The organism is Actinacidiphila paucisporea, assembly GCF_900142575.1.
Taxonomy (GTDB): domain Bacteria; phylum Actinomycetota; class Actinomycetes; order Streptomycetales; family Streptomycetaceae; genus Actinacidiphila; species Actinacidiphila paucisporea.
On record NZ_FRBI01000017.1, the window covers coordinates 26,091 to 44,742 of the forward strand.

The 18,652-nt window shown below is 74.6% G+C and carries 18 protein-coding genes and 1 pseudogene; 10 read left to right on the plus strand and 9 right to left on the minus strand.

Features of this window, described 5'->3' with window-relative positions; all coding sequences use genetic code 11:
• Positions 1 to 81 precede the first annotated feature (81 nt).
• Positions 82 to 1,041: a GlxA family transcriptional regulator gene (locus tag BUE44_RS23250; protein ID WP_073500930.1), complete on the minus strand. Its 960-nt coding sequence runs from the start codon at positions 1,039 to 1,041 to the stop codon at positions 82 to 84.
• A gap of 226 nt (positions 1,042 to 1,267) precedes the next feature.
• Between BUE44_RS23250 and BUE44_RS23255 the strand changes: the two genes are divergently transcribed.
• A complete protein-coding gene (locus BUE44_RS23255) occupies positions 1,268 to 2,179 on the plus strand; it encodes an aromatic prenyltransferase (RefSeq protein ID WP_073500931.1) in 912 nt (303 codons plus the stop codon).
• A 109-nt stretch (positions 2,180 to 2,288) separates the two neighbouring features.
• On the opposite strand, the gene BUE44_RS23260 is transcribed toward BUE44_RS23255, so the two are convergent.
• From BUE44_RS23260 to BUE44_RS39795, 3 genes and pseudogenes are all read right to left on the minus strand, one after another.
• Positions 2,289 to 3,740 (minus strand): arabinofuranosidase catalytic domain-containing protein, encoded by a 1,452-nt coding sequence (locus BUE44_RS23260; RefSeq protein WP_073500932.1) that lies wholly within the window; start codon positions 3,738 to 3,740, stop codon positions 2,289 to 2,291.
• A gap of 198 nt (positions 3,741 to 3,938) precedes the next feature.
• Positions 3,939 to 4,553 (minus strand): VOC family protein, encoded by a 615-nt coding sequence (locus BUE44_RS23265; protein ID WP_073500933.1) that lies wholly within the window; start codon positions 4,551 to 4,553, stop codon positions 3,939 to 3,941.
• Between the two features lie 569 nt (positions 4,554 to 5,122).
• A pseudogene (locus BUE44_RS39795) lies at positions 5,123 to 5,557 on the minus strand (DUF998 domain-containing protein); the annotation flags it as partial.
• Positions 5,558 to 5,696: 139 nt separating this feature from the next.
• Between BUE44_RS39795 and BUE44_RS23275 the strand changes: the two are divergent.
• A complete protein-coding gene (locus BUE44_RS23275) occupies positions 5,697 to 6,908 on the plus strand; it encodes an ABC transporter permease family protein (RefSeq protein ID WP_073500935.1) in 1,212 nt (403 codons plus the stop codon).
• Here the strand turns inward: BUE44_RS23275 and BUE44_RS23280 are convergent.
• From BUE44_RS23280 to BUE44_RS23290, 3 genes are all read right to left on the minus strand, one after another.
• Positions 6,850 to 7,464 carry a TetR/AcrR family transcriptional regulator gene (locus tag BUE44_RS23280; protein WP_073500936.1) on the minus strand — a complete coding sequence of 205 codons (615 nt, stop codon included), beginning with the start codon at positions 7,462 to 7,464 and terminating at the stop codon, positions 6,850 to 6,852. The genes BUE44_RS23275 and BUE44_RS23280 overlap by 59 nt on opposite strands.
• A gap of 132 nt (positions 7,465 to 7,596) precedes the next feature.
• Positions 7,597 to 8,076: a nucleoside deaminase gene (locus BUE44_RS23285; RefSeq protein ID WP_073500937.1), complete on the minus strand. Its 480-nt coding sequence runs from the start codon at positions 8,074 to 8,076 to the stop codon at positions 7,597 to 7,599.
• Between the two features lie 153 nt (positions 8,077 to 8,229).
• The gene (locus BUE44_RS23290) at positions 8,230 to 9,042 is read right to left on the minus strand and encodes an LLM class flavin-dependent oxidoreductase (RefSeq protein WP_073500938.1); all 813 of its coding nucleotides are present in this window, start codon (positions 9,040 to 9,042) and stop codon (positions 8,230 to 8,232) included.
• 92 nt (positions 9,043 to 9,134) lie between these two features.
• Here BUE44_RS23290 and BUE44_RS23295 point away from each other — a divergent pair, with 92 nt between their 5' ends.
• The gene (locus BUE44_RS23295; RefSeq protein WP_073500939.1) at positions 9,135 to 9,599 is read left to right on the plus strand and encodes an Lrp/AsnC family transcriptional regulator; all 465 of its coding nucleotides are present in this window, start codon (positions 9,135 to 9,137) and stop codon (positions 9,597 to 9,599) included.
• Here the strand turns inward: BUE44_RS23295 and BUE44_RS23300 are convergent.
• The gene (locus tag BUE44_RS23300; RefSeq protein ID WP_073500940.1) at positions 9,583 to 10,488 is read right to left on the minus strand and encodes an aldo/keto reductase; all 906 of its coding nucleotides are present in this window, start codon (positions 10,486 to 10,488) and stop codon (positions 9,583 to 9,585) included. The genes BUE44_RS23295 and BUE44_RS23300 overlap by 17 nt on opposite strands.
• Before the next feature lie 134 nt (positions 10,489 to 10,622).
• Positions 10,623 to 11,732, minus strand: a complete 1,110-nt coding sequence (locus BUE44_RS23305; protein ID WP_073500941.1) for a ScyD/ScyE family protein — start codon at positions 11,730 to 11,732, stop codon at positions 10,623 to 10,625.
• 655 nt (positions 11,733 to 12,387) lie between these two features.
• Here BUE44_RS23305 and BUE44_RS23310 point away from each other — a divergent pair.
• From BUE44_RS23310 to BUE44_RS23340, 7 genes are all read left to right on the plus strand, one after another.
• Positions 12,388 to 12,576, plus strand: coding sequence for a hypothetical protein (locus BUE44_RS23310; RefSeq protein ID WP_073500942.1), 189 nt, complete (start codon positions 12,388 to 12,390; stop codon positions 12,574 to 12,576).
• 58 nt (positions 12,577 to 12,634) lie between these two features.
• Positions 12,635 to 13,354, plus strand: a complete 720-nt coding sequence (locus BUE44_RS23315; RefSeq protein ID WP_079190013.1) for a hypothetical protein — start codon at positions 12,635 to 12,637, stop codon at positions 13,352 to 13,354.
• Complete coding sequence (locus BUE44_RS23320; RefSeq protein WP_322940553.1) at positions 13,351 to 14,310, plus strand: DUF6895 family protein; 960 nt, start codon at positions 13,351 to 13,353, stop codon at positions 14,308 to 14,310. The genes BUE44_RS23315 and BUE44_RS23320 overlap by 4 nt, the downstream gene beginning before the upstream one ends.
• On the plus strand, positions 14,307 to 15,230 hold the full coding sequence (locus BUE44_RS23325) for a DUF6895 family protein (RefSeq protein ID WP_073500944.1): 924 nt from the start codon (positions 14,307 to 14,309) through the stop codon (positions 15,228 to 15,230). The genes BUE44_RS23320 and BUE44_RS23325 overlap by 4 nt, the downstream gene beginning before the upstream one ends.
• On the plus strand, positions 15,227 to 16,273 hold the full coding sequence (locus BUE44_RS23330) for a serine hydrolase domain-containing protein (RefSeq protein WP_322940555.1): 1,047 nt from the start codon (positions 15,227 to 15,229) through the stop codon (positions 16,271 to 16,273). The genes BUE44_RS23325 and BUE44_RS23330 overlap by 4 nt, the downstream gene beginning before the upstream one ends.
• A gap of 162 nt (positions 16,274 to 16,435) precedes the next feature.
• Positions 16,436 to 17,887: a dihydrolipoyl dehydrogenase family protein gene (locus BUE44_RS23335; RefSeq protein WP_073500945.1), complete on the plus strand. Its 1,452-nt coding sequence runs from the start codon at positions 16,436 to 16,438 to the stop codon at positions 17,885 to 17,887.
• 167 nt (positions 17,888 to 18,054) lie between these two features.
• On the plus strand, positions 18,055 to 18,603 hold the full coding sequence (locus BUE44_RS23340; protein WP_265737171.1) for a dihydrofolate reductase family protein: 549 nt from the start codon (positions 18,055 to 18,057) through the stop codon (positions 18,601 to 18,603).
• The last annotated feature ends 49 nt before the right edge of the window (positions 18,604 to 18,652 follow it).

The window sequence follows — 18,652 nt, forward strand, 5'->3', positions numbered from 1 at the left end:
AGGTTCGCCGCTGGACTGCGGGGGTGGCGGCGGCGTGAGCGCCATGGTTCGAAAGGATTCCGCCAGCCGCCCCGGCGGGGGCTACTCGCCCTGCGCGAAGGTGCGGCGGTATTCGCTCGGCGTCGTCCCGAGGATCTGCTGGAAGTGCTGCCGCAGGTTCGCCCCCGTGCCCAGGCCCACGTCGGCGGCGATCTGCTCGACACCGCGTTCCGAGCGCTCCAGCAGCTCGCGGGCCATGTCGACGCGGGCCCGCATGACCCACTGCATCGGGGTGTAGCCGGTGTCGTCGGCGAAGCGCCGGGAGAAGGTGCGCGGCGACACCGCGGCGTGCCGGGCGAGCGCGTCGAGGGTGAGCGGCTCGCCGAGCCGGTGCAGCGCCCACTCGCGGGTGGCGGCGAACCGCTCGCCGAGCGGCTCGGGCACGCTGCGCGGGACGTACTGCGCCTGGCCGCCGCTGCGGTAGGGCGCGGCGACCAGCCGCCTGGCCGCGTGGTTCGAGGCGGCCACGCCGAGGTCGCCGCGCAGGATGTGCAGGCACAGGTCGAGGCCGGAGGCGGCCCCGGCCGAGGTCAGGACGGCGCCCTCGTCCACGAACAGCACGTTCTCGTCCACCCGGACGAGCGGGTGCTTCGCGGCGAGGCTGCGGGTGTAGTGCCAGTGGGTGGTGGCGCGCTTGCCGTCGAGCAGCCCGGTGGCGGCCAGCGCGAAGGCCCCGGTCGAGATCGCCGCGAGTCGCGCCCCGCGGTCGCGCGCGGCGACCAGCGCGTCCAGGACGGCGCCCGGCGGGTCCTCGCGGTCGGGGAAGCGGTAGCCGGGGATGAAGACGATGTCGGCCCACGTCAGGGCGTCCAGGCCGTCGGCGACGTGGTAGGACAACCCGTCGCCGCCCGCCACCAGCCCGGGCGCCGCGCCGCACACCCGCACCTCGTACGGCATGCTCGCGCGGGTCGTGAACACCTGCGCGGGGATGCCGACGTCCATCGGTTTGGCCCCTTCGAGCACGAGGACGGCGACGCGGTGCAGACGGCGAGAGGCGGACACGTCCGCCAGCGTAAACGGCCGCCGGCCCCGCCCCGGCCGGCGCCTCGCCCCCCTCGCGGGAGGTCGCCCCCGCAGCCGGGGCGGCTGCCGCCAAGCCGGCGCCAAGTCACCCCATAGTCCCCGCCAAGCCCCGCGTCCAATGCTCAGGTGACAGAGCAGCAGGACACGGACGGTGAGGGTTGCCCGGCTGTCGGTGCTCTTGTTCTCAACCGAACTTGGAGGGCGTATGGCCGGGACGACGGAACTGGAAGACCTTTACTCGGTCATCGAGGCATCAGCTCGGCAGCTGGGCGTGACGTGCTCGCGCGAGACGGTCTGGCCGGTCATGACGACGTATCAGGACCTGATACCGCAGTCCGCGATCGCCTTCCGGGTGGAGACCAGCGCGCGCCGCGGCGACGACTTCAGCTGCCGCTTCACGATGCTCCCCAAGCAGATCGACCCCTACGCGCTCGCGCTGTCCGGCGGCCTGACCCCGCGCACCGACCACCCCGTCGGCTCACTGAGCGCCGACATCGCCGCCGCCTGTCCCATCGACAACTACGGCGTCGACTTCGGCGTCGTCGGCGGCTTCACCAAGACCTTCCAGTTCTTCCCGCCGGACGAGCTGCAGCCGGTCTCCACGCTGGCCGGCATCGCGGCCGTACCACCCGCCCTGGCCGCGAACACCGCCTTCTTCGAGCGCCACGGCGTCGCCGACCAGGTCGCGCTGACGGGCATGGACTACGAGCACAAGACCTTCAACGTCTACTTCAAGACGCCCGACGGCTACCTGCTCGAACCCAAGAACGTCGCCGCGGTCCTCGGTGACATCGGCATGCCCGAGCCGAGCGAGCAGCTGCTGACCCTCGCCCGGTCGGCGGGCGGCTTCTACGTCACCCTGAACTGGGACTCCCCCGGCGTCCAGCGGATCTGCTTCAGCGCGATGACCAAGGACCCGGCGGCGCTGACCGGCGGGCACCTCGAACCCAAGATCGAGCAGCTCGCGCGGAACGCCCCCTCCGCCGACCCGGGCTCCGACCGCGCCTTCATCTGCTACGTGGCCTCCTCGCCGGCCGGCGAGTACTTCAAGCTGCTGTCCTTCTACCGGGCGCAGCCCGACGTCGTGCGGCTCTGGCGCGAGTACGAGGACAACTGACCCCACGGGTTGGGGCCGGTCCCGCCGCGGCGGAACCGGCCCCTTTGGCGTACGGCCTCCGCCTGCGCCGTCGCCACGGCCTCAGCGGTCGGCCGCAGCGGCCTCGGCCTCAGTGCAGGGTGAACTTCTGCGCCGGGGTGCCGTTGCAGTCCCAGATCTGCAGCCGGGTGCCGTTGGCGGTGGCACCGCTGGGGGAGTCCAGGCAGCGGCCGGACTGCGGGTTGAACAGCGACCCGTCCGAGCGCTGGTTGAAGACCTGGCCGCCGACGCCGTTGCAGTCCCACAGCTCGACCTTGGCGCCGTTGGCCGTGCCGTTGCCCACGATGTCCAGGCAGCGGCCGATCGTGGACAGCGAGCCGTTGGTGTGGTGCGCCCAGAACTGGTCCTCGGCCCATGTCTGGCAGTCCCACAGCTGGACGGCCGCCCCGTTGACGCCGGTGTCGTCGGCCGCGACGTCGACGCACTTGCCGCCGGGCCCGGTGATGGTGCCCTGCGGGCCGTTGGGCACGTTCGTCTCACCGGAGTAGCCGACCGAGACGATGTTGGACTGGACGGCGTTCTCGGCCGCGTCGGTGGGGTAGCCGGCGACCATCACGCCCTCGAAGAAGGTGCCCATGTTGCGGTTGCTGTTGTCGCCGCCGGTGCCCAGGATGATGCCGCCCTCCTGCTGCATGGGCCGGTAGCCGCCGCGGGTCGGCAGCCCGCCGTTCCACCAGGTGCTCAGGCCACCGGACTGCGAGTTGCCGCCCTTGAGCGCGTACGTCGTCTGCCCGTTGTTCTTCAGGACGGCGGTGACGAACGCGCTCTTGTTGCCGGCGTTGGCGGTGTTGGACCCGTTGTCGCCCTGGAACATGCCGTTCTCCATGTCGGCCTCGACCCAGGGGCCGGTGCCGTTGCACGGGGCGAAGTAGCAGGTGGTGGCGATGCTGACGGCGTCCATGTGGCCGTTGCCGGTGTCGGCGGGGGTGCTCTCGGCGTTGCCGTAGTCGAAGCAGCAGTCGGAGCCGACATGGGTGCCGCTGGCCACCATGTAGGCGCCCTCGGGCTGCCCGTTCACCGCCGTACCGGACGCGGCGCCGTTCGAGCGGTAGCCGACACCCGGCGAGACCCAGATGCCGTACACCTTGTGGCCGCCGGCCGTGACCGACAGCTCGGCGGCGTCCGCTCCGCGGTCGGCCCCGCCCGCGGTGCCCGCGGGGCCCGGGTAGAGGTCGTTGTGCCGGCTGGTCTGGTCGTAGACCTTGCTGATCCGGCAGGTGGTGTCCGCGCAGAAGGAGTCCTGCGCCGCGGCGTTCGCGTAGCCGCCGGCGGAGAGCACGCCGATGTCGGTGGCCGCGCCGTTCGAGGCACGGATGACCTGGTAGAGCGGGCCGTTGTAGGCGGAGAAGAGCGCGCGGGTCGTGCTGTGCGCGGCCACACAAGGGGTGCCGGCGCCGGCGTAGATGTCACAGGGCAGGGTGCCGGCGGCCTGCGCTGTCGTGCCGGGCAGGGTCAGCAGCGCGGCGAGCAGGAGTCCGAAGGTCGCGAGGGCGGAGAGCAGCGCGGATCGCGTTCTGCGCATGGTGTGCTCCTAGGTGGGGGGTGGGAGCGGAACCCGCCGGCGGAGCGGTGCTTGTGGCACTGCTGCCGGCGGCTGCGACGGAACGTACGCGCGCTGATTGTTTGCGTCAATATTTGTTGCTTTTATTTTTGCCGGGCCGATGATGTTGTCCGCATCTGTTGTTTACAACGTTGGATTCGGCCAGGCTGGTGTCGGCTGTCACGCGGACGGGTTCTCCCACGCGAAGCCGTCGGGGTCGGTGAAGGTGCCGGCGTCGCCGTTGACGGTGAGGCCGTGCGAGCCGGTGCCCTCCGGCGAGACGCCGGCGTCCTTGGCCAGGGCGCGGTGGCCGTAGAGCGCCAGCTTCACCGGGCTCGACGGCAGCGCGAACTCGACGTACTTGCGGGCGAAGCTGCGGCCCACCGTCAGGCCGCGCCCGACGTAGAACTTCCGGCTCGCGACGATGTCGTCGACCCCGAGCAGCAGCACGAGCTGGTCGATCTCCCCGGTGTCGGGGCCGGTGTCCTTCTTCGCCGAGGTCGCGAGCTTCCACAGGGCGCCGTCGGGAGCCCGCACGACGCCGCCGTAGCCCCACAGCGACTTCGCGACCGGCTTCACCGGCGTGGCGCCGGCCTTGACCGCGGCCTCGAACAGGCTGGTGACGGTGGCCGGCTGCGACACGGTCAGCGACAGGGTGAACCCGCGGAAGCCGGTGCTCGGCGCCTGCGCGGCCCGCACCCGCACCTGGGTGTCGAGGCGGAAGGCGCCGGCGTAGAAGTCGGCGGCGGCGGCGGGGTCGGCGGCGTCCAGCGTGACTGATGCGATGGAGGTCATGGAAAGACGCTAAGCGCGGGTACGGGACCCGCGCTTCTCCAAACCTGACCGGTGTGCTCCGGCGGGCTCCGGTGCGGTGCCGGCGGTGCGGGTGTGCCGCCGTGCCGTCCCCTGCGGTGCCGGTGGTGCGGTCATGCCGGGGTGCGGCGCGCGTGGTGCAGGCAGGACAGGACGACCACCACGGGCCACAGCGACTGCACGATCGTCAGCACGCGCTCGGCCACGCCCGCGGCGCCGTTCACCTGGATCTCCACCAGGAACCAGGCGGCCCCCAGCGCCATCAGCGTGGTCGCCGCGAGCGACGGCAGGCGCCGCAGCCCCCAGGGGGGAAGCGCGGGCGGGGCGGTCGCGCCCGCTGACCCGGGCGCGGCCTCCAGATCGGGCGCGGGGCCGGGGTCGGGTGCGCCCTCGGGCGCCGTCGCGGCCTCCGGGTCGGGCGCGGCCGCCTGCTGGGGGCCGGGCGGGACCTGCGGGCCCGCCGCCAGGGGGGGATCGGGCGCGAGCCGCGGGCCGGCCGTGGCCTGGGGGTCGGCCGCGCCCGGGGAGCCGGTCGCGAGCCGGGCACCGGCGGCGACCCGGTTCCCGGGCGCCAGCGGCCACCGGTCCCGGGTCAGCACCGGCCACGCCGCGAGCACCGGCCACAGCGCCAGCAGCGAGAAGCCGACCGCGACCACGGACCCGTGCGAGAAGGAGCCCCCCGTCTTCGGCGCGGGGAAGAACGCGAGCACCATGGCCGACACCCCGCCGGCGCCGAGCGCCAGCCGCCCGGCGAGCCGGGCCGCGCGCAGCCCGCAGGCGGTCGCCAGGTGGCACACGCCCAGCGCGATCAGCATCCCGGTCAGCACCCAGTACCCGGAAGGGCCGCCGGCCGCCAGGACGCTGATCGTCTGGTGGACGGGGTTGTAGCTGGGCCCTTCGAGCACCGCCGCGGTCGTCGAACCGCCGATCAGCAGGACGGGAGCGCATCCGGACGAGACAACGGCCCACCAGGTCACATAGCCCATAAAACCACCGTAAGTCGGACCAGCCGTCCGGCTTCGTATAGACGCGCTCCGTGGAGGCGCGGTCCCGTGGGGGCGGGTCGATAAAAGAAAACGAACGTTCGTCTTGACGCATTTCCGGGACGAACCTAGGCTCGGTCCCGTGAAGAACCCGCTGGGCGTCCTGTCATGGCGTCAGATAGTGGTCACGACGGTGGCGCTGCCGCTGGTGATCTCGCTCGCCGTGCTGGCCTACGCCTGGCCGGCGGCACGTCTCGCGCCGCGCGACCTGCCGGTGGGCGTGGTGGGCACCGGCCCGGCCGCCCGCGCCGCGGTCGACGCGCTGGACCGGTCGGCGCCGGGCGCCTTCGCCGTCCACCGCTACCCCGACCAGGCGGCGGCGCGGTCCGCGATCGAGCACCGCGACGTCTACGGCGCCTTCGCCGTCGGGCCGGGCGGCGTCACCGTGCTGGAGGCCACCGCGGCCGGCCCGAGCGTGGCCCAGCTGCTCGACGCGTCGGGCAGCAGGCTCGCGGCGCACGCGGCGTCCCCGCAGGGCCGTACGCCGGCCGCGTCCGGGACCGCGGACGCCGCCGCGGCACCTCTGCGGACGGTGGACGTGGTGCCGCTCTCCGCGGGCGACGCCCGGGGCGTGGTCTTCAGCTCCGCCCTGCTGCCGGTCACCATCTGCAGCGTGCTCATCGCCCTGGTCGTCACGATGTCGGGCACCGTGAAGCCCGGCGGGGCGCGGCTGGTGGGGCTGCTCACCGGATGCGCCGCGGCCGGCCTCGCCGTCTACCTCGTCGCACAGGGCTTCCTCGGCGCGCTGCCGCACGACCACGCGGCGACCTGGGCGGCGCTGGCGCTCACCATGCTCGCCATCGCCGCCCCGACCGCGGGCCTGGTCACCCTCGTCGGCCGCGCGGGGCTCGGGATGGGCGCCGTGCTGATGGTCTTCCTCGGCAACCCCTTCTCCGGAGTCACCTCGGCGCCGGAGCTGCTGCCCGCGGCGGCGGGCGGCATCGGCCGGTGGCTGCCGCCGGGTGCGGGCGCCGAACTCGTACGCGGCACCGCCTACTTCGGCGGCAGCGGCTCGGCTGCCCCGCTCACCGTCCTCGCGGTGTGGAGCGTGCTCGGGCTGGCCGCCGTCGCCTCCGGGCGCCCCGGCCCCGCCGACACCGGCGACAACCTCCTGGCGGAGGGCCGGTCCGAGGCGCGCGGCCTGGCGGCGGAGGGCCGCTCGGACGGGCTGAACCTCGTACGGGAGGGCCGGCCCGAGGGGCTGAGCCTCGTGCGGGAAGAGCAGGGAGAGGGGCTCAGCCGCCTTCGCCGGACGCCCGCTGCCGGGTCACAAGAGCGCGGACACCGGCCCTGATCTGCTGGTGGGCCGCCAGGCCCATGGTGTTCCACTGGATGATCCACCCCTGGAGCAGCGCGATCAGCACGCGGGCGGTGTCCGCCGGATCGAGGCCCGCGTCGAGGACGCCCGCGGCCTGGTAGCGCCGGCACAGCTCGGTCAGCCGCTCCTGGATGGCGCCCAGCATGTCGGCGACCGCGCCCGCGAGCTGGTGGTCGCGCATCATCTCCGACCACACCTGGAGCGCCATGGGCGCGGGCGCGGTCCCGGCGCCCAGCGCCGTGAGATCCTCCACGACCGCCGGCAGCAGCTCCTCGGGGGGCGCGAGCCGCGGCGCCGCCAGATGCGCGTCCAGGATGTCGACGAGCTGCCGCGTCGACACCTCGGCGATCGCCGTGATGAGCGCTTCCTTCCCGGCGAAGTAGCGGTAGACCGCGCCGGCCGACAGCCCGGCCTCGGCGAAGACGTCGGGCATGGACGTCTTGTGGAAGCCGTTGCGCGCGAAGCAGATCCAGGCGGCGTCCAGGATCTGCCGGCGTCGGGCTTCGCGGTGCTCCGCACTGACCTTGGGCATGCGGGCATCGTAAAACGAATGTTCGTCCTGCGCCGCCCACTCCGGGGTCCGACGGGTGATTCCGGGAGCCGCCGCCCGACGCGGCGCGCGGGCGGCCGTCGGGTGCTGCCGCCGCTCCCGGCGGCCGGCGCGTCAGGAGGGCGTGCCGTCCGTGTCCCCCGCGGGCGCCGGGCCCCCGGACTGGCGGTAGTACGCCTCCACCGGTACGCGCGCCTCCGCGAGGAGGGCGGGGCCGTCCTGCGGGACCACCGGCCAGGCGCCCGACTCCGGGTTGAGGCCGACCAGCTGGTCGGTGGACAGCGCGTAGACGACCCGGCCGAGACCGGAGCGGGCGATACCGCCCGCGCACATGCCGCACGGCTGGCAGCTGGTGTACATCGTGGTGCCGGCCGCCGTGTCGCCGTCGAGCTCGCGGGCCGCCCAGCGGGCGAGTTTCAGCTCCGGGTGGGCGCTGATGTCGTTGTCGCGGCGCACCGTGTTGTGCGCCTCGGCGAGGACCGCGCCGTCCGGGCCCGCGAGCAGCGAGCCGTAGGGGGCGTCGCCCAGGGTGACGGCATGGGCGGCGATGGCGACGGCCCGGCGCAGCAGGTCCTCGTCGGCGGAGGTGATCACGATGGTGCGTTCCCTTCGGCGTGCTGGTGCGGCGCGGACCGCGCTCGTACGTGCTGGTGCGGAGCGGACTCCTGCGGGCGGTTTTCGGCTGGGCGGACGTCCCTCATCCGGACCCCATCCGGACCCCGGATCTCATCCGGACCTCATCGGACCTCATCCGGTTTTCTGCTGGGCGGCCACCGTGGCGAGCGCCTGCCAGGCCGCGTGCGGCCTGCGGGTGTCCTCCGGGTCGCCGTGGTAGGGGTCGAGCAGGACGGCGCCGGCGCCGAGCCGGCGCAACTGGTCGAGGTCGTCGGCGATCTGCTCGGCGGTGCCGGTGCCCGCGAGCCGGTCGGCGTCCTCGACCGGCGCGGCGGTCAGGCGCAGGGAGATGCGGGGCGCGAAGGCCGGCGGTGCGTGCCGCTCCACGGCCGACCGCAGCCACGGCAGGGTGACCCGCAGCGGGTGCCAGGCGTCGCCGTACCTGGCGGCCCGCCGGATCGCCGCGTCGCTGTTGCCGCCGACCCAGACCGGGACGGCGCCGGCGCCGCCCGCGTCCGCACGCCAGGCCTCCCGCAGCGCGGCCAGGTGCGCGTCGGTCAGCCGGCCGCGCTCGCGGAAGGGCACGCCGAGCGCCTCGAACTCCTGCCGCGCCCAGCCGACGCCCACCCCCAGCACGAACCGTCCGCCGCTGAGCTGCTGGAGGTTGGCGGCCATCCGGGCCACCAGCAGCGGGTGCCGGTAGGGCAGGATCAGCACGGTGGTGCCCAGCCGGACCCTGGTCGTCAGACCGGCCAGCCAGGACAGCGTGGTGAAGGGCTCGTAGAAGGGCTCCGGGTACCTCTCGGCCACGTCCGGGGTGATGGCGACATGGTCCGAGACCATGAGCAGGTCGAAGCCGAGCCCTTCCACGACGCGCGCCCATTCGCGCAGCACGCCGGGGTCCGTTCCCGGCCCGAAATTGGGCACGTTTACGCCTATTTCCATGCCGGAATGCTATAGCGGCGGTTGCCGCCCGAGGAAGCGATCCTCGCGGCAGCGGCCGCCAACTGCCGGTGATTTCCCGGTAGTATGGCGAGGTGACCGCGAATCTTGACGACGTCGACTGGGCGATCATCGAGCACTTCCAGCGGGAGGCGCGGATCTCGGTCAGCGAGCTGGCGCGGCGGGTGAGCCTGAGCGCGTCGGCCGCCGCCGAGCGCGTACGGCGGCTGGAGACTGCGGGTGTCATCACCGGCTACCACGCGACCGTCGATCTCACCGAGGTCGGCTATCCGCTGCTGGCCGTCGTCCGCCTCAAATACCCGGGCAACCGCCACCAGCCGCTGCGCCGCCTGATCGAGGAGCGCCGCGAGATCCTGGAGTGCCTGCGCACCACCGGCGACGACTGCTACACCCTGAAGGTCGCCGCGACCTCCATGGAGCACCTGGAGGCCCTGGTCGACGAACTCGCCGGCTTCGGCAGCACGACCACCGGCGTCGTCTACCGCCAGACTTTGCCGTACCGCGGCCCCGCCCGGCCGCCCCTCACGTCCACTTCATAGCCGCCCGGTCGGCCCAGTACGCCGGCGGGTCGACGGCGAGCGCCGCGTAACGGCCGGGGTCCGGCGGCTCGGCGGCCATCGCGGCGAGGTTGGCCCGCAACTGCCCCGCGGTGACGGCGCCCGACAGGACGACGTCGGCCCACGGCTGGGACAAGGCGGCGGCCAGTGCCGCCATGTCGGGCCGCGGCCCGAGCCGCGCGGTCGCCGGACCCGGCGCGGCGAGCAGGCCGTTGGCCAGCGCCTCCTTGACGACGACGGTCCAGCCCGCGGCCTTGGCCTCGGCCAGCGCGGCGCCGGCCGACGGCTCCAGCACGTTCCAGGTGGCCTGCACCGCGGAGAAGACCGGCCGCCCGTCGACCCGGACCTCCAGCGCCTTGCGCAGCGTGTCGGCCTGCCGCGGACCGCTCAGGCTGAGCCCGGCGGGAACGGGCAGCCCGGCAAGCTCGCGCAGCACCACCGCGTCGTCCAGGACGCCGGACTCCAGGGTCGCGGAGTGGACCGCGTAGAGCCGCAGCCAGGGCCCGAGCAGCGCCTCGGTCCGCGGCCACTGGCGGGCCAGGGCGGCGGCGGAGTGGTCCTTGACCTCCTGCACCTGGGCGTGCGGCTGCCAGTCGGCGGTGTAGGCGTAGCCCCACTTGGAGGACACCGTCACCTCCCCGGCCGCGATGCCGCGCCGCTCCAGCCACCCGGCGAGGAAGTCCTCGGCCAGGCCGTAGGAGCGGGCCGCGTCGAACCACCGCACCCCGCCGGCCCAGGCGGCGTCGCAGACCTCCTCGCAGCGCTTGCGCAGCCCCTCGGCGGAGCGGTCGCCGCCGAGGGCCCCGCCATGACCGACGGTCAGGTACTCGGGGCGTCCCAGGGCCGCGAGGCCCAGTCCGAACACGGCCATCGGGCGGCCCCTTCCGCTCTGCTCCGGTCGCCAGGATGACCCGGATTGCGGTCATTGTTCCACGTGGAACGGGGGTCATGGGCGTTCGTGGCCGGGCGCCCGGGGCCGGTCGCGCCCCGGGCGCCGGGGACGGGTCAGCCGATCCTGACGACCTGGCCCGAGGTCGACAGGGCCGGGTCGCCGAAGGGCCACATCGAGGAGTAGTTGCTCACGTAGATCGAGCCGTCGCGGCCGGCCAGGAAGCCCGCGGGCGCGAACAGCTTGCCCGCTCCGAGGGTCGTCCGCCGGCCGTCCCTGCCGATCTGGATGACGGCGCCGTCGGGCCGTACGGCGTTGGACGGGAAGCCGGTGGTGTCGAACTCGGTCACGTAGAAGTCGCCGTCGGCGCCGAAGCCGCAGCCGTTGATGGCGCTGAAGCCGGACTGCCACACCGTCAGGGCGCCGGTACGGGGCGCGTAGCGGTAGACGTTCGCGTCGGTGGCCGAGCTGCCGAACCCGGTCAGCTCGCCGATGTAGACCGCCCCGTCCGGGCCGACGTCGAGGCAGGTGGGCACGGAATTGGCGCCGCCCGGGGTGTTGGGGACGAGGGCGAGGACCCGCACGTCGCCGTGGCGGTCGATCGAGTCCAGCGTGTTCGACCCGCCGTCGAGCACGTAGAAGCCGCCGCGGGGGGCCGCCGCCAGCGCGTACGGGTTGCTGTCGTGGTAGGCCTTGTCGTCGACGTCGCCGGGGTTCGCCAGCGCCCTGGGGGCGGGGCCGGTGACGTCGAGCAGCGCGCCGTACTGCGTCTTCAGCGTCGCGCTCAACTCGGGGGTGAGGCCGGGCAGATCGGCCGGGACGAATTCCGGTGACGCCGGCTCCACCGTGTAGAGGTGGCCGCCGACGTATTCCAGGTCATCGGGGCCGACCATCTCGCCGCCGTTGAGCAGCGAGGCGATACCGGTGCGGACCCGCACCGGCGTGCCGGACGAGACGTCCGCGATCGAACCGGTCAGGCCGAAGCAGTTCACCGCCGCCGGGTTCGCGGTGTCGCACAGCGAGGGGACGGTGCCCGCCTCGCCGACCAAGAGGTGCCCGTGCGGGCCCCAGACCAGGCCCCGCGGTCCGTTCAGGCCGCTCGCCACGACGGTCGTGGGCGACGTGGCGGTGAGTTCGGCCGGGCGGGTGGCCGCCTCGGCCACCGGTCCCGACGGTCCCGCGCCCAGACCGGCGAGCGCGGCGGCCGCCGCGGCGGCCACCAGCATCCGGCGTGGTGCGAGAGGTCGCAGTGGTGTGAGAGACCGCAGTGGTGTGAGAGGTCGCATCAGCGCCTCGTCTCCTCCCCATGGGGTGAGCCTTGGGGGGCGCGCGGACGCTCGCCGTCGACGTGGACCACGCACCCGGCTCACGGAAGGGCCGGTCATGACACCGCCGCCCAGGCCACTCCCGCACCCCGCACCGGGTCACTCCCAGCCGGGTGACACGCAGGAGCATCGCCCACCCGGCTTGGCACCGGCCTGGCGCCCGCTTGGCGCCCGCCCGCAAGGTGTCCCGCCCCCGCGGGGCGCGGCGCCCGTGCCCGGTCGGCCCATCGCCACCCGCACGGGCCGGTGGCCCCCGCCGGCCCGTGCGAGCCCTGCCGGCGATCCGCCAAGCCCACGCCAAGCCGGCGCCAAGCGCCATGTGGTCCGGCGCCCCCGGCCGGCGGCGCCGGACGGGCCGTCATCGACGGCGACCGTGTCGAGGGGGGGTCGCGGTGGAGCCGGTCGCCGTCGGCCGCCCATCGGCCGATCCGGCGGCTTGCGCCTGCCCGCCCAGGGGGGACGTCGGCCCGGCCGTCCCCGTGCGCCATGTCCCAGTTGCGATGAAATGTGGGGAATGTCAGTCTGAAGATCCACCCCGAGAGAAGGAGATGGTCCCATGGCTACGGAGCTGACAGCCCCGGTCGAGACGGCAGCGCTTGCCGCTGAGGTCGAAGGACTGCTGGATTCCGCAGAACCGGAAGGCATCTACCGGGACACCCGCGAGTGCGGGGGCGGCCTTCTGCTCGCCGCCCTGCTGCTGATCTCGCCCCCCACCCCCCGCGCCCCGAAGACGGACGCCCGCTGACGGTCAGGGGGACCCATTGGCCGAGCAGGCGCAGCAGAATTCCGCTCTGAGCGCTGCGGTGGCCGATGTCGCAAACGGAGTCGCACTCGCCCTTGACGGCGAGGGCGACTCCTATGCGCTGTCGGCCCTCCTCGCGCAGGAGGACACGGTGGCACTCGCCGCCGTCCGGGTGCTCGGCGCCGACGTGCTGGCGCCGTACGCGCTGCGTGGCGATCCGGCGCGCGGCAGCACCGACCGCCAGGTCGTCCGCAGGGCGCTGGCCGCGTATCCACCGGGCGCCGACGCCTCCGACGTGTCGCTGTGGAGCTACCGGGGCCTGGTCGAGGCGTCCCGGGCCTTCCTGCCGGAAACCGGCGCGGACGGCGTAGACGGAGCGGACGGAGGCGGGAGGGACGGCGAAGGCGGCGAGCCCGGCGCGGAGCGCCCGCCCGAGCCGCGGCCGGGCGACGCCTGGGTGCAGACCGACCCCTGGCCGGCGCTGGCCCACCGGGCGTCGCAACTGGCCGCGCTCTCGCTGCCCAGCCTGGCCCCCGCGCTGGCCGTCGGGCTCGCCGCCCGCACCGACGACCTGGCCAGGGGCTTCGTCCGGGCGGTACGCCGCCGCGACTGGCTGCAGGCGGCCGGCGTCGGCCGCTGGCTGGTACGCGCGCCGGACGTGCCCGACTCCCTCGGGCTGGCGGCGGGCCTGGTCTTCGTCCGCCGGATGAGCGGCAGCGACCCGCGGGTGGTGCTGCACACCACGGCGGCGCAGCGCTTTCCCGGCGGCGGGCCGTGGTGAGCGGGGGACCACCGCCCGCCCGCCGTGCGCACCCCGACGCCGACCTGCTCGACACCGTCGCCGCCGGCGCCCTGGACTGGATCGGCGCGATGCGCGGCTCCTTCCGGCTGCCCGCCGACGTCACCACCGACGCCGACCCGAACCTGACGCTCAAACCGCTCGGCGAACTGGCCGAGCTGGCCCAGGTGACGCAGGCGCTGCACCCGGTGGCGGCGCTGCGGGAGGCCGCCGCGGACCTCCTCGCCTTCGCGTGGAAGGAGACCCGCGGCGGCGAGCTGTTCGTGGAGCTGGTGCGCGGCGAGCCGGTGGCGACCTACCCGGTGGAGCTCTACGGGGTGTTCGCGCGGGCGGGCCTGCGCCACCCCGGCGTCGAGGAGCTGGTCGGGGCGACGACCTCGCTGCGCCGCTGGCGGGTCGCGCGCGAGGACCACACCCGCACCCTCAACGTGCTCAATGCCGAGCGGAGGATCGGCCTGCCGCCGCACGCCGACTTCGACACGGTGCTCGCGCACACCGGCCTCGGCCTGCGCCCGGAACCGTGGGCGCTGGACCGCAAGGCCGCGTACGGCATCACGCACGACGTCTTCCACGCCACCGACTGGGGCCGCACGCCGGGCGGCCTGCCCGCCCCCCTGGCCGGCTACCTGCGGCTGTGGCTGCCGGCCTGGACCGAGACCTGGGCGGAGGAGCGGCTGTGGGACCTGGTCGGGGAATTCCTGGCCGTGTCCGCGTGCCTGCCGGGCGCGCCCTACGACCTCGCGGCCTGGCGCGTCCTCGCCGCCGCGCAAGCCCCGGACGGCGCGGTGCCCGAGACCGGCGGGGTGCCGCCGCCGGGCGCGTCCCCGGGCGAGGCCTTCACCGCGTGCTACCACTCCACGCTGGTGGCCGCCTTCGCCGCCACCCTGGCCCGCGCCGCCGGGCACCCCGACCCGCCAGAAAGCGAGGCGACACCGTGACCGCCGCATCCCCCGCGCTCCTGCACCGCGTCGGCGACCGGGCGCTGGCCTGGCTCGACGCCCACCGCGAGCACTTCCGGCTGACCGACGAGGACCTGGCCACCGGCCGCGGCATCGTCGAACGGCTCAAGCCCGTGGGGGAGCTGGCGGTCAACATGCGGGTGCTCGCCCGGGAGGGGGTGGCCGGGTCGCGGCAGCACGACATCTCGGTGCGGCTGCTCGACCACGTATGGCGCGACCTGCTCGACGGCGGCAACCTGCTGGCCGAACTCCAGCACCAGGAGCCGCTGTCGCCCGTCCCGCTGGAGATCTACGCCAGCCTGCACGAGCTGGGCCACCGCCACCCCGGTCTGGAGAGCGCGATCGGCCTGGCCCGGGGCACGGCGAGTTGGCGGGCGCTGGAGATGATGCCGACCCGGCGGCTCGGCCTGCTCAACGCCGAACGCAAGATCGGCCTGGTGCCCAGCGGCGACACCGGCCGGGCACTCGCGGCCACCTGGCTCGGCCGGATGCCGGAGCCCTGGACCGTCCAGCTGCACATCGCCTACGACATCACCCACACCGTCTTCCACCTCACCGACTGGGGCGCCGCCCCCGACCGCGTCCCACCGGAGATCGCCGACTACCTGGCCCGCTACCTGCCCGCGTGGACCGCGGACTGGGCCGAGTTGGAGCACTGGGACCTGCTCGGCGAACTCCTGGTGGTCGACGCCTGCCTGCCCCGTCCCACCCTGGAGGCGGAGATGTGGGAGCGGTACGCCGCCGCGCAGGGGCCCGACGGCGCCATGCCGGTGCAGGGCACGATGCCGGTCGGCGACCGCGGCGAGGTCTTCGACCAGCTCCACCACCCCACGCTGGTCGCGGCGTTCGCCTCGGCGATGGCCACCTCCCGGTCGCTGTCCGCGGACGTCGCTGCGTGACGCTGCGGCCGGCGGCGCCTCCTGACGGGACCGAGGACCCGGCGCCGCTGCTGGCCGCCGCCCTGGCCCGGGTACGGGCGCCCGACGTCGTGCTGGCCGTCAGCCGCGACGGCCGCCGTACGTACGCGACCGGCGGTACGGACCCGGACCCCGCGGCGCCGCGAGAGGAGCTGAGCTTCGCGCTCGGCTCGCTGACCAAGACCTTCACGGTGCTGCTGCTGGCCGGCCTCGCCCGCGACGGCGTCCTCGGGCTCGACGAACCGCTCGGCGCGCACCTGCCGCTGCCGCCGGGCCACGCCCGCCGGATCACCCCGCGCCACCTGGCCACCCACACCTCGGGCCTGCCGCGGGTGCCGCGCGACCTCATCGCGGGCGCGGTCCTGCACCCTTATGCCAACGGGTACGCCGGCTACACCCGCGACCGCCTGCTCGCCGCACTGGCCCGCACCCGCGTCCGGCACGCCCCCGGCACCCGCAGGCACTACTCCAACTTCGGCCTGGCGCTGCTCGGTCCGGCACTGGAGAGCGCGGCGGGCGCCCCCTTCCCCGACCTGCTCGCCGACCGGGTCCTGCGCCCGCTGGCCCTGACCGCGACCACCCTCGGCGCGGACGCCCTGCCCCCGTCCCGCCTCGCCGCGGTCGGCCGCCGCGGCGACGGCCGCACCCCGCTGCCGCCCACGCACATGGCCGCCTTCGACCCCGCGGGCGGCCTGCTGTCCACGCCGGGCGACCTGCTCACATATGCCGAGGCGCACCTGCGCCCGACCGCCGCCCTCTCCGACGTCCAGGTCCCGCAGCTGCGGCGGGGATCCGCACGCCGCCGCGAGACGCACACCCTCACCTGGAACCAGCACGAGGTGGCGGGCGGCCCCATGCTCTTCCATGCCGGCGCCACCTTCGGGCAGCAGTGCTTCCTGGGCTTCCACCCGGCTTCCCGCACCGCCGTCGCCGCCTTCGCCACCCGCCACGACCGCACCTCCGCGGTGGTCGCCGCCGCCCACCGGCTCCTCCAGGACCTGGCCCGCCGCCCCGGCGCGCGCTGAGCCCGACGCGGGACCTGCCCGTTCGCGTCCCGCACGCGGCGCCGGAGGGGGCCATAGGGGTGGCTTATACCGGGTCCTGTCCGTGCGAGGAGGCCTTCGGCGGCGGAGGGCCCGTCGTGGTGGTTACGTGGAAGGGCAGCCCACACCGTCATGCGAGGACATATGAACGACGTACGCGACAGCCAGGCGGACGACACCTACGACGTCATCGTGCTGGGCGCCGGTCCGGTCGGCCAGAACGTCGCCGACCACGCCCGCGCCGGCGGCCTGACGGTGGCCGTCGTGGAGAGGGAACTCGTCGGCGGCGAGTGCTCCTACTGGGCCTGCGTCCCCAGCAAGGCGCTGCTGCGGCCGGTCATCGCCGTCGCCGACGCCCGCCGGGTGGACGGCGCCCGGCAGGCCGTCACAGGCCGCCTCGACACCGACCGGGTCTTCGCCCGCCGCGACCACTACGTCACCGACTGGGACGACAGCGGGCAGGCCGCCTTCCTCAAGGACATCGGAGCCGGCCTCGTCCGCGGCCAGGGCCGCCTCGACGGCCCGCGGCGCGTCACCGTCACCGCGGAGGGGGCCGCGCCCAGGACGCTCACCGCGCGGCACGCCGTGGCGATCGCCACCGGCAGCGACCCCGTGCTCCCCGACATCCCCGGCATCGGCGGGGCCCGGCCCTGGACCAACCGGCAGGGCACCGACTCCAGCACGGTGCCCGCGAGGCTCGCCATCGTCGGCGGCGGCGGGGTCGGCGTCGAGATGGCCACCCTCTGGCAGGGCCTCGGCTCCCGGGTGACCCTGATCGCCCGCCACCCGCTGCTGCCGCGCATGGAGGCCTTCGCGGGCGAACTGGTCGCCGACGGCCTCACCCGGGCGGGCGCGGACGTACGGATCGGCGTGCAGGCCACCGCGGTCCGCCGCCCCGACCCGGCGGGACCGGTCACCCTCACCCTGGACGACGGCAGCGAAGTCGTCGCCGACGAGGTCATGTTCGCCACCGGCCGGGCCCCCCGTACCGGCGACATCGGCCTGGACACCGTCGGCCTGGCCCCCGGCTCCTGGCTGGACGTGGACACCACGTGCCTGGTCCGCGGCGTCGAAGGCGACTGGCTGTACGCCCTCGGCGACGTCAACCACCGCGCGCTGCTCACCCACCAGGGCAAATACCAGGGCCGCACCGCCGGCGACGCCATCGTCGCCCGCGCCGCGCGCCGCCCGCTGGACGACGCCCCCTGGGGCGACCATGCCACCACCGCCGACCAGCACGCCGTCCCCCAGGTCTTCTTCACCGACCCGGAAGCCGCCGCGGTCGGCCTGTCCGCCGACGAGGCGACCCGCGCCGGCCACCGCGTCAGGACCGTGGACGTCGACTTCACCGCCGCGCAGGGCGCCAACCTCTTCGCCGACCACTACCAGGGCCGCGCCCGCATGGTCGTCGACCTCGACCGCGACATCCTGCTCGGCGTCACCTTCGCCGGCCCCGGCGTGAGCGAACTCCTCCACTCGGCCACGATCGCGGTGGCCGGCGAGGTCCCCCTCAAGCGCCTGCGCCACGCCGTCGCCTGCTTCCCGACGGTCAGCGAGGTCTGGCTCTTCCTGCTGACCGCCTACGAACGCGGCTGAGTACGCCGGTCGGTCCCGCAGGTGCCGGTCATGCCCCGCGGGAAGGCGCGGACCACCAGCCGCTCGTGGATCTCAGGGCCGTGTGTCGATCGACGGGAGTCCCGTTCGACGCTTGAGTGGAACCCGACCGCGATCACCCGGAGGACGACATGAGGATCCGCGCCCGCGTGAGCATGAGCGCCGACGGCTACGTGACCACCCCGAGCGGCTGGCCCGCGCAGACCGCCGACCCCGCCTTCGTCTCCGGCGAGAGCCACGGCATCAGGGAATTCCTCGACGGCTGCGAGGCAGCCGTGATGGGGCGCACCACCTTCGAGCCGGCCCTGACCAACTCCCGCTGGCCCTGGCCCGACCTCGACGTCTTCGTCCTGGGCTCGCACCGCCCGCCGGGCACGCCCCGCCACGTCGTCACCGACAGCGACCCGGCCCGCCTGCTGGACAAGCTCCGCGCGGCCAACCGCGGCGGTGACGTCCATCTGGTCGGCGGCCCGCGCACCATCGGCGCCTTCCACGCCCTCGGCGCCCTCGACACCCTCGAACTCGTCGTGCTGCCGCTGTTCTTCGGCGCCGGCACCCAGCTGACCCCCGCCCTCGACCACGCCGCCGCCCTGACCTTCGAGCGCCAACGCGCTCTGCCCGGCGGCTCGGTGGAGATCGTCTACTCCTGCCGCGGCGCCCGCGCCCCGCTCCCCGCCGAGCCGGCCAGCCAGCGCTGAGCGGCCGGGACGCAGGCCGCGGGTCCGCCGGGCCGGCGCCGCCGAATTG

Bases quoted from the DNA above. Each gene is read 5' to 3' on its own strand.
- BUE44_RS23255 (WP_073500931.1), top strand. From the start codon at position 1,268: ATGGCCGGGACGACGGAACTGGAAGACCTTTACTCGGTCATCGAGGCA.
- BUE44_RS23335 (WP_073500945.1), top strand. From the start codon at position 16,436: ATGAACGACGTACGCGACAGCCAGGCGGACGACACCTACGACGTCATC.
- BUE44_RS23280 (WP_073500936.1), bottom strand. From the start codon at position 7,464: ATGCCCAAGGTCAGTGCGGAGCACCGCGAAGCCCGACGCCGGCAGATC.
- BUE44_RS23300 (WP_073500940.1), bottom strand. From the start codon at position 10,488: ATGGCCGTGTTCGGACTGGGCCTCGCGGCCCTGGGACGCCCCGAGTAC.
- BUE44_RS23265 (WP_073500933.1), bottom strand. From the start codon at position 4,553: ATGACCTCCATCGCATCAGTCACGCTGGACGCCGCCGACCCCGCCGCC.
- BUE44_RS23305 (WP_073500941.1), bottom strand. From the start codon at position 11,732: ATGCTGGTGGCCGCCGCGGCGGCCGCCGCGCTCGCCGGTCTGGGCGCG.
- BUE44_RS23310 (WP_073500942.1), top strand. From the start codon at position 12,388: ATGGCTACGGAGCTGACAGCCCCGGTCGAGACGGCAGCGCTTGCCGCT.
- BUE44_RS23260 (WP_073500932.1), bottom strand. From the start codon at position 3,740: ATGCGCAGAACGCGATCCGCGCTGCTCTCCGCCCTCGCGACCTTCGGA.
- BUE44_RS23290 (WP_073500938.1), bottom strand. From the start codon at position 9,042: ATGGAAATAGGCGTAAACGTGCCCAATTTCGGGCCGGGAACGGACCCC.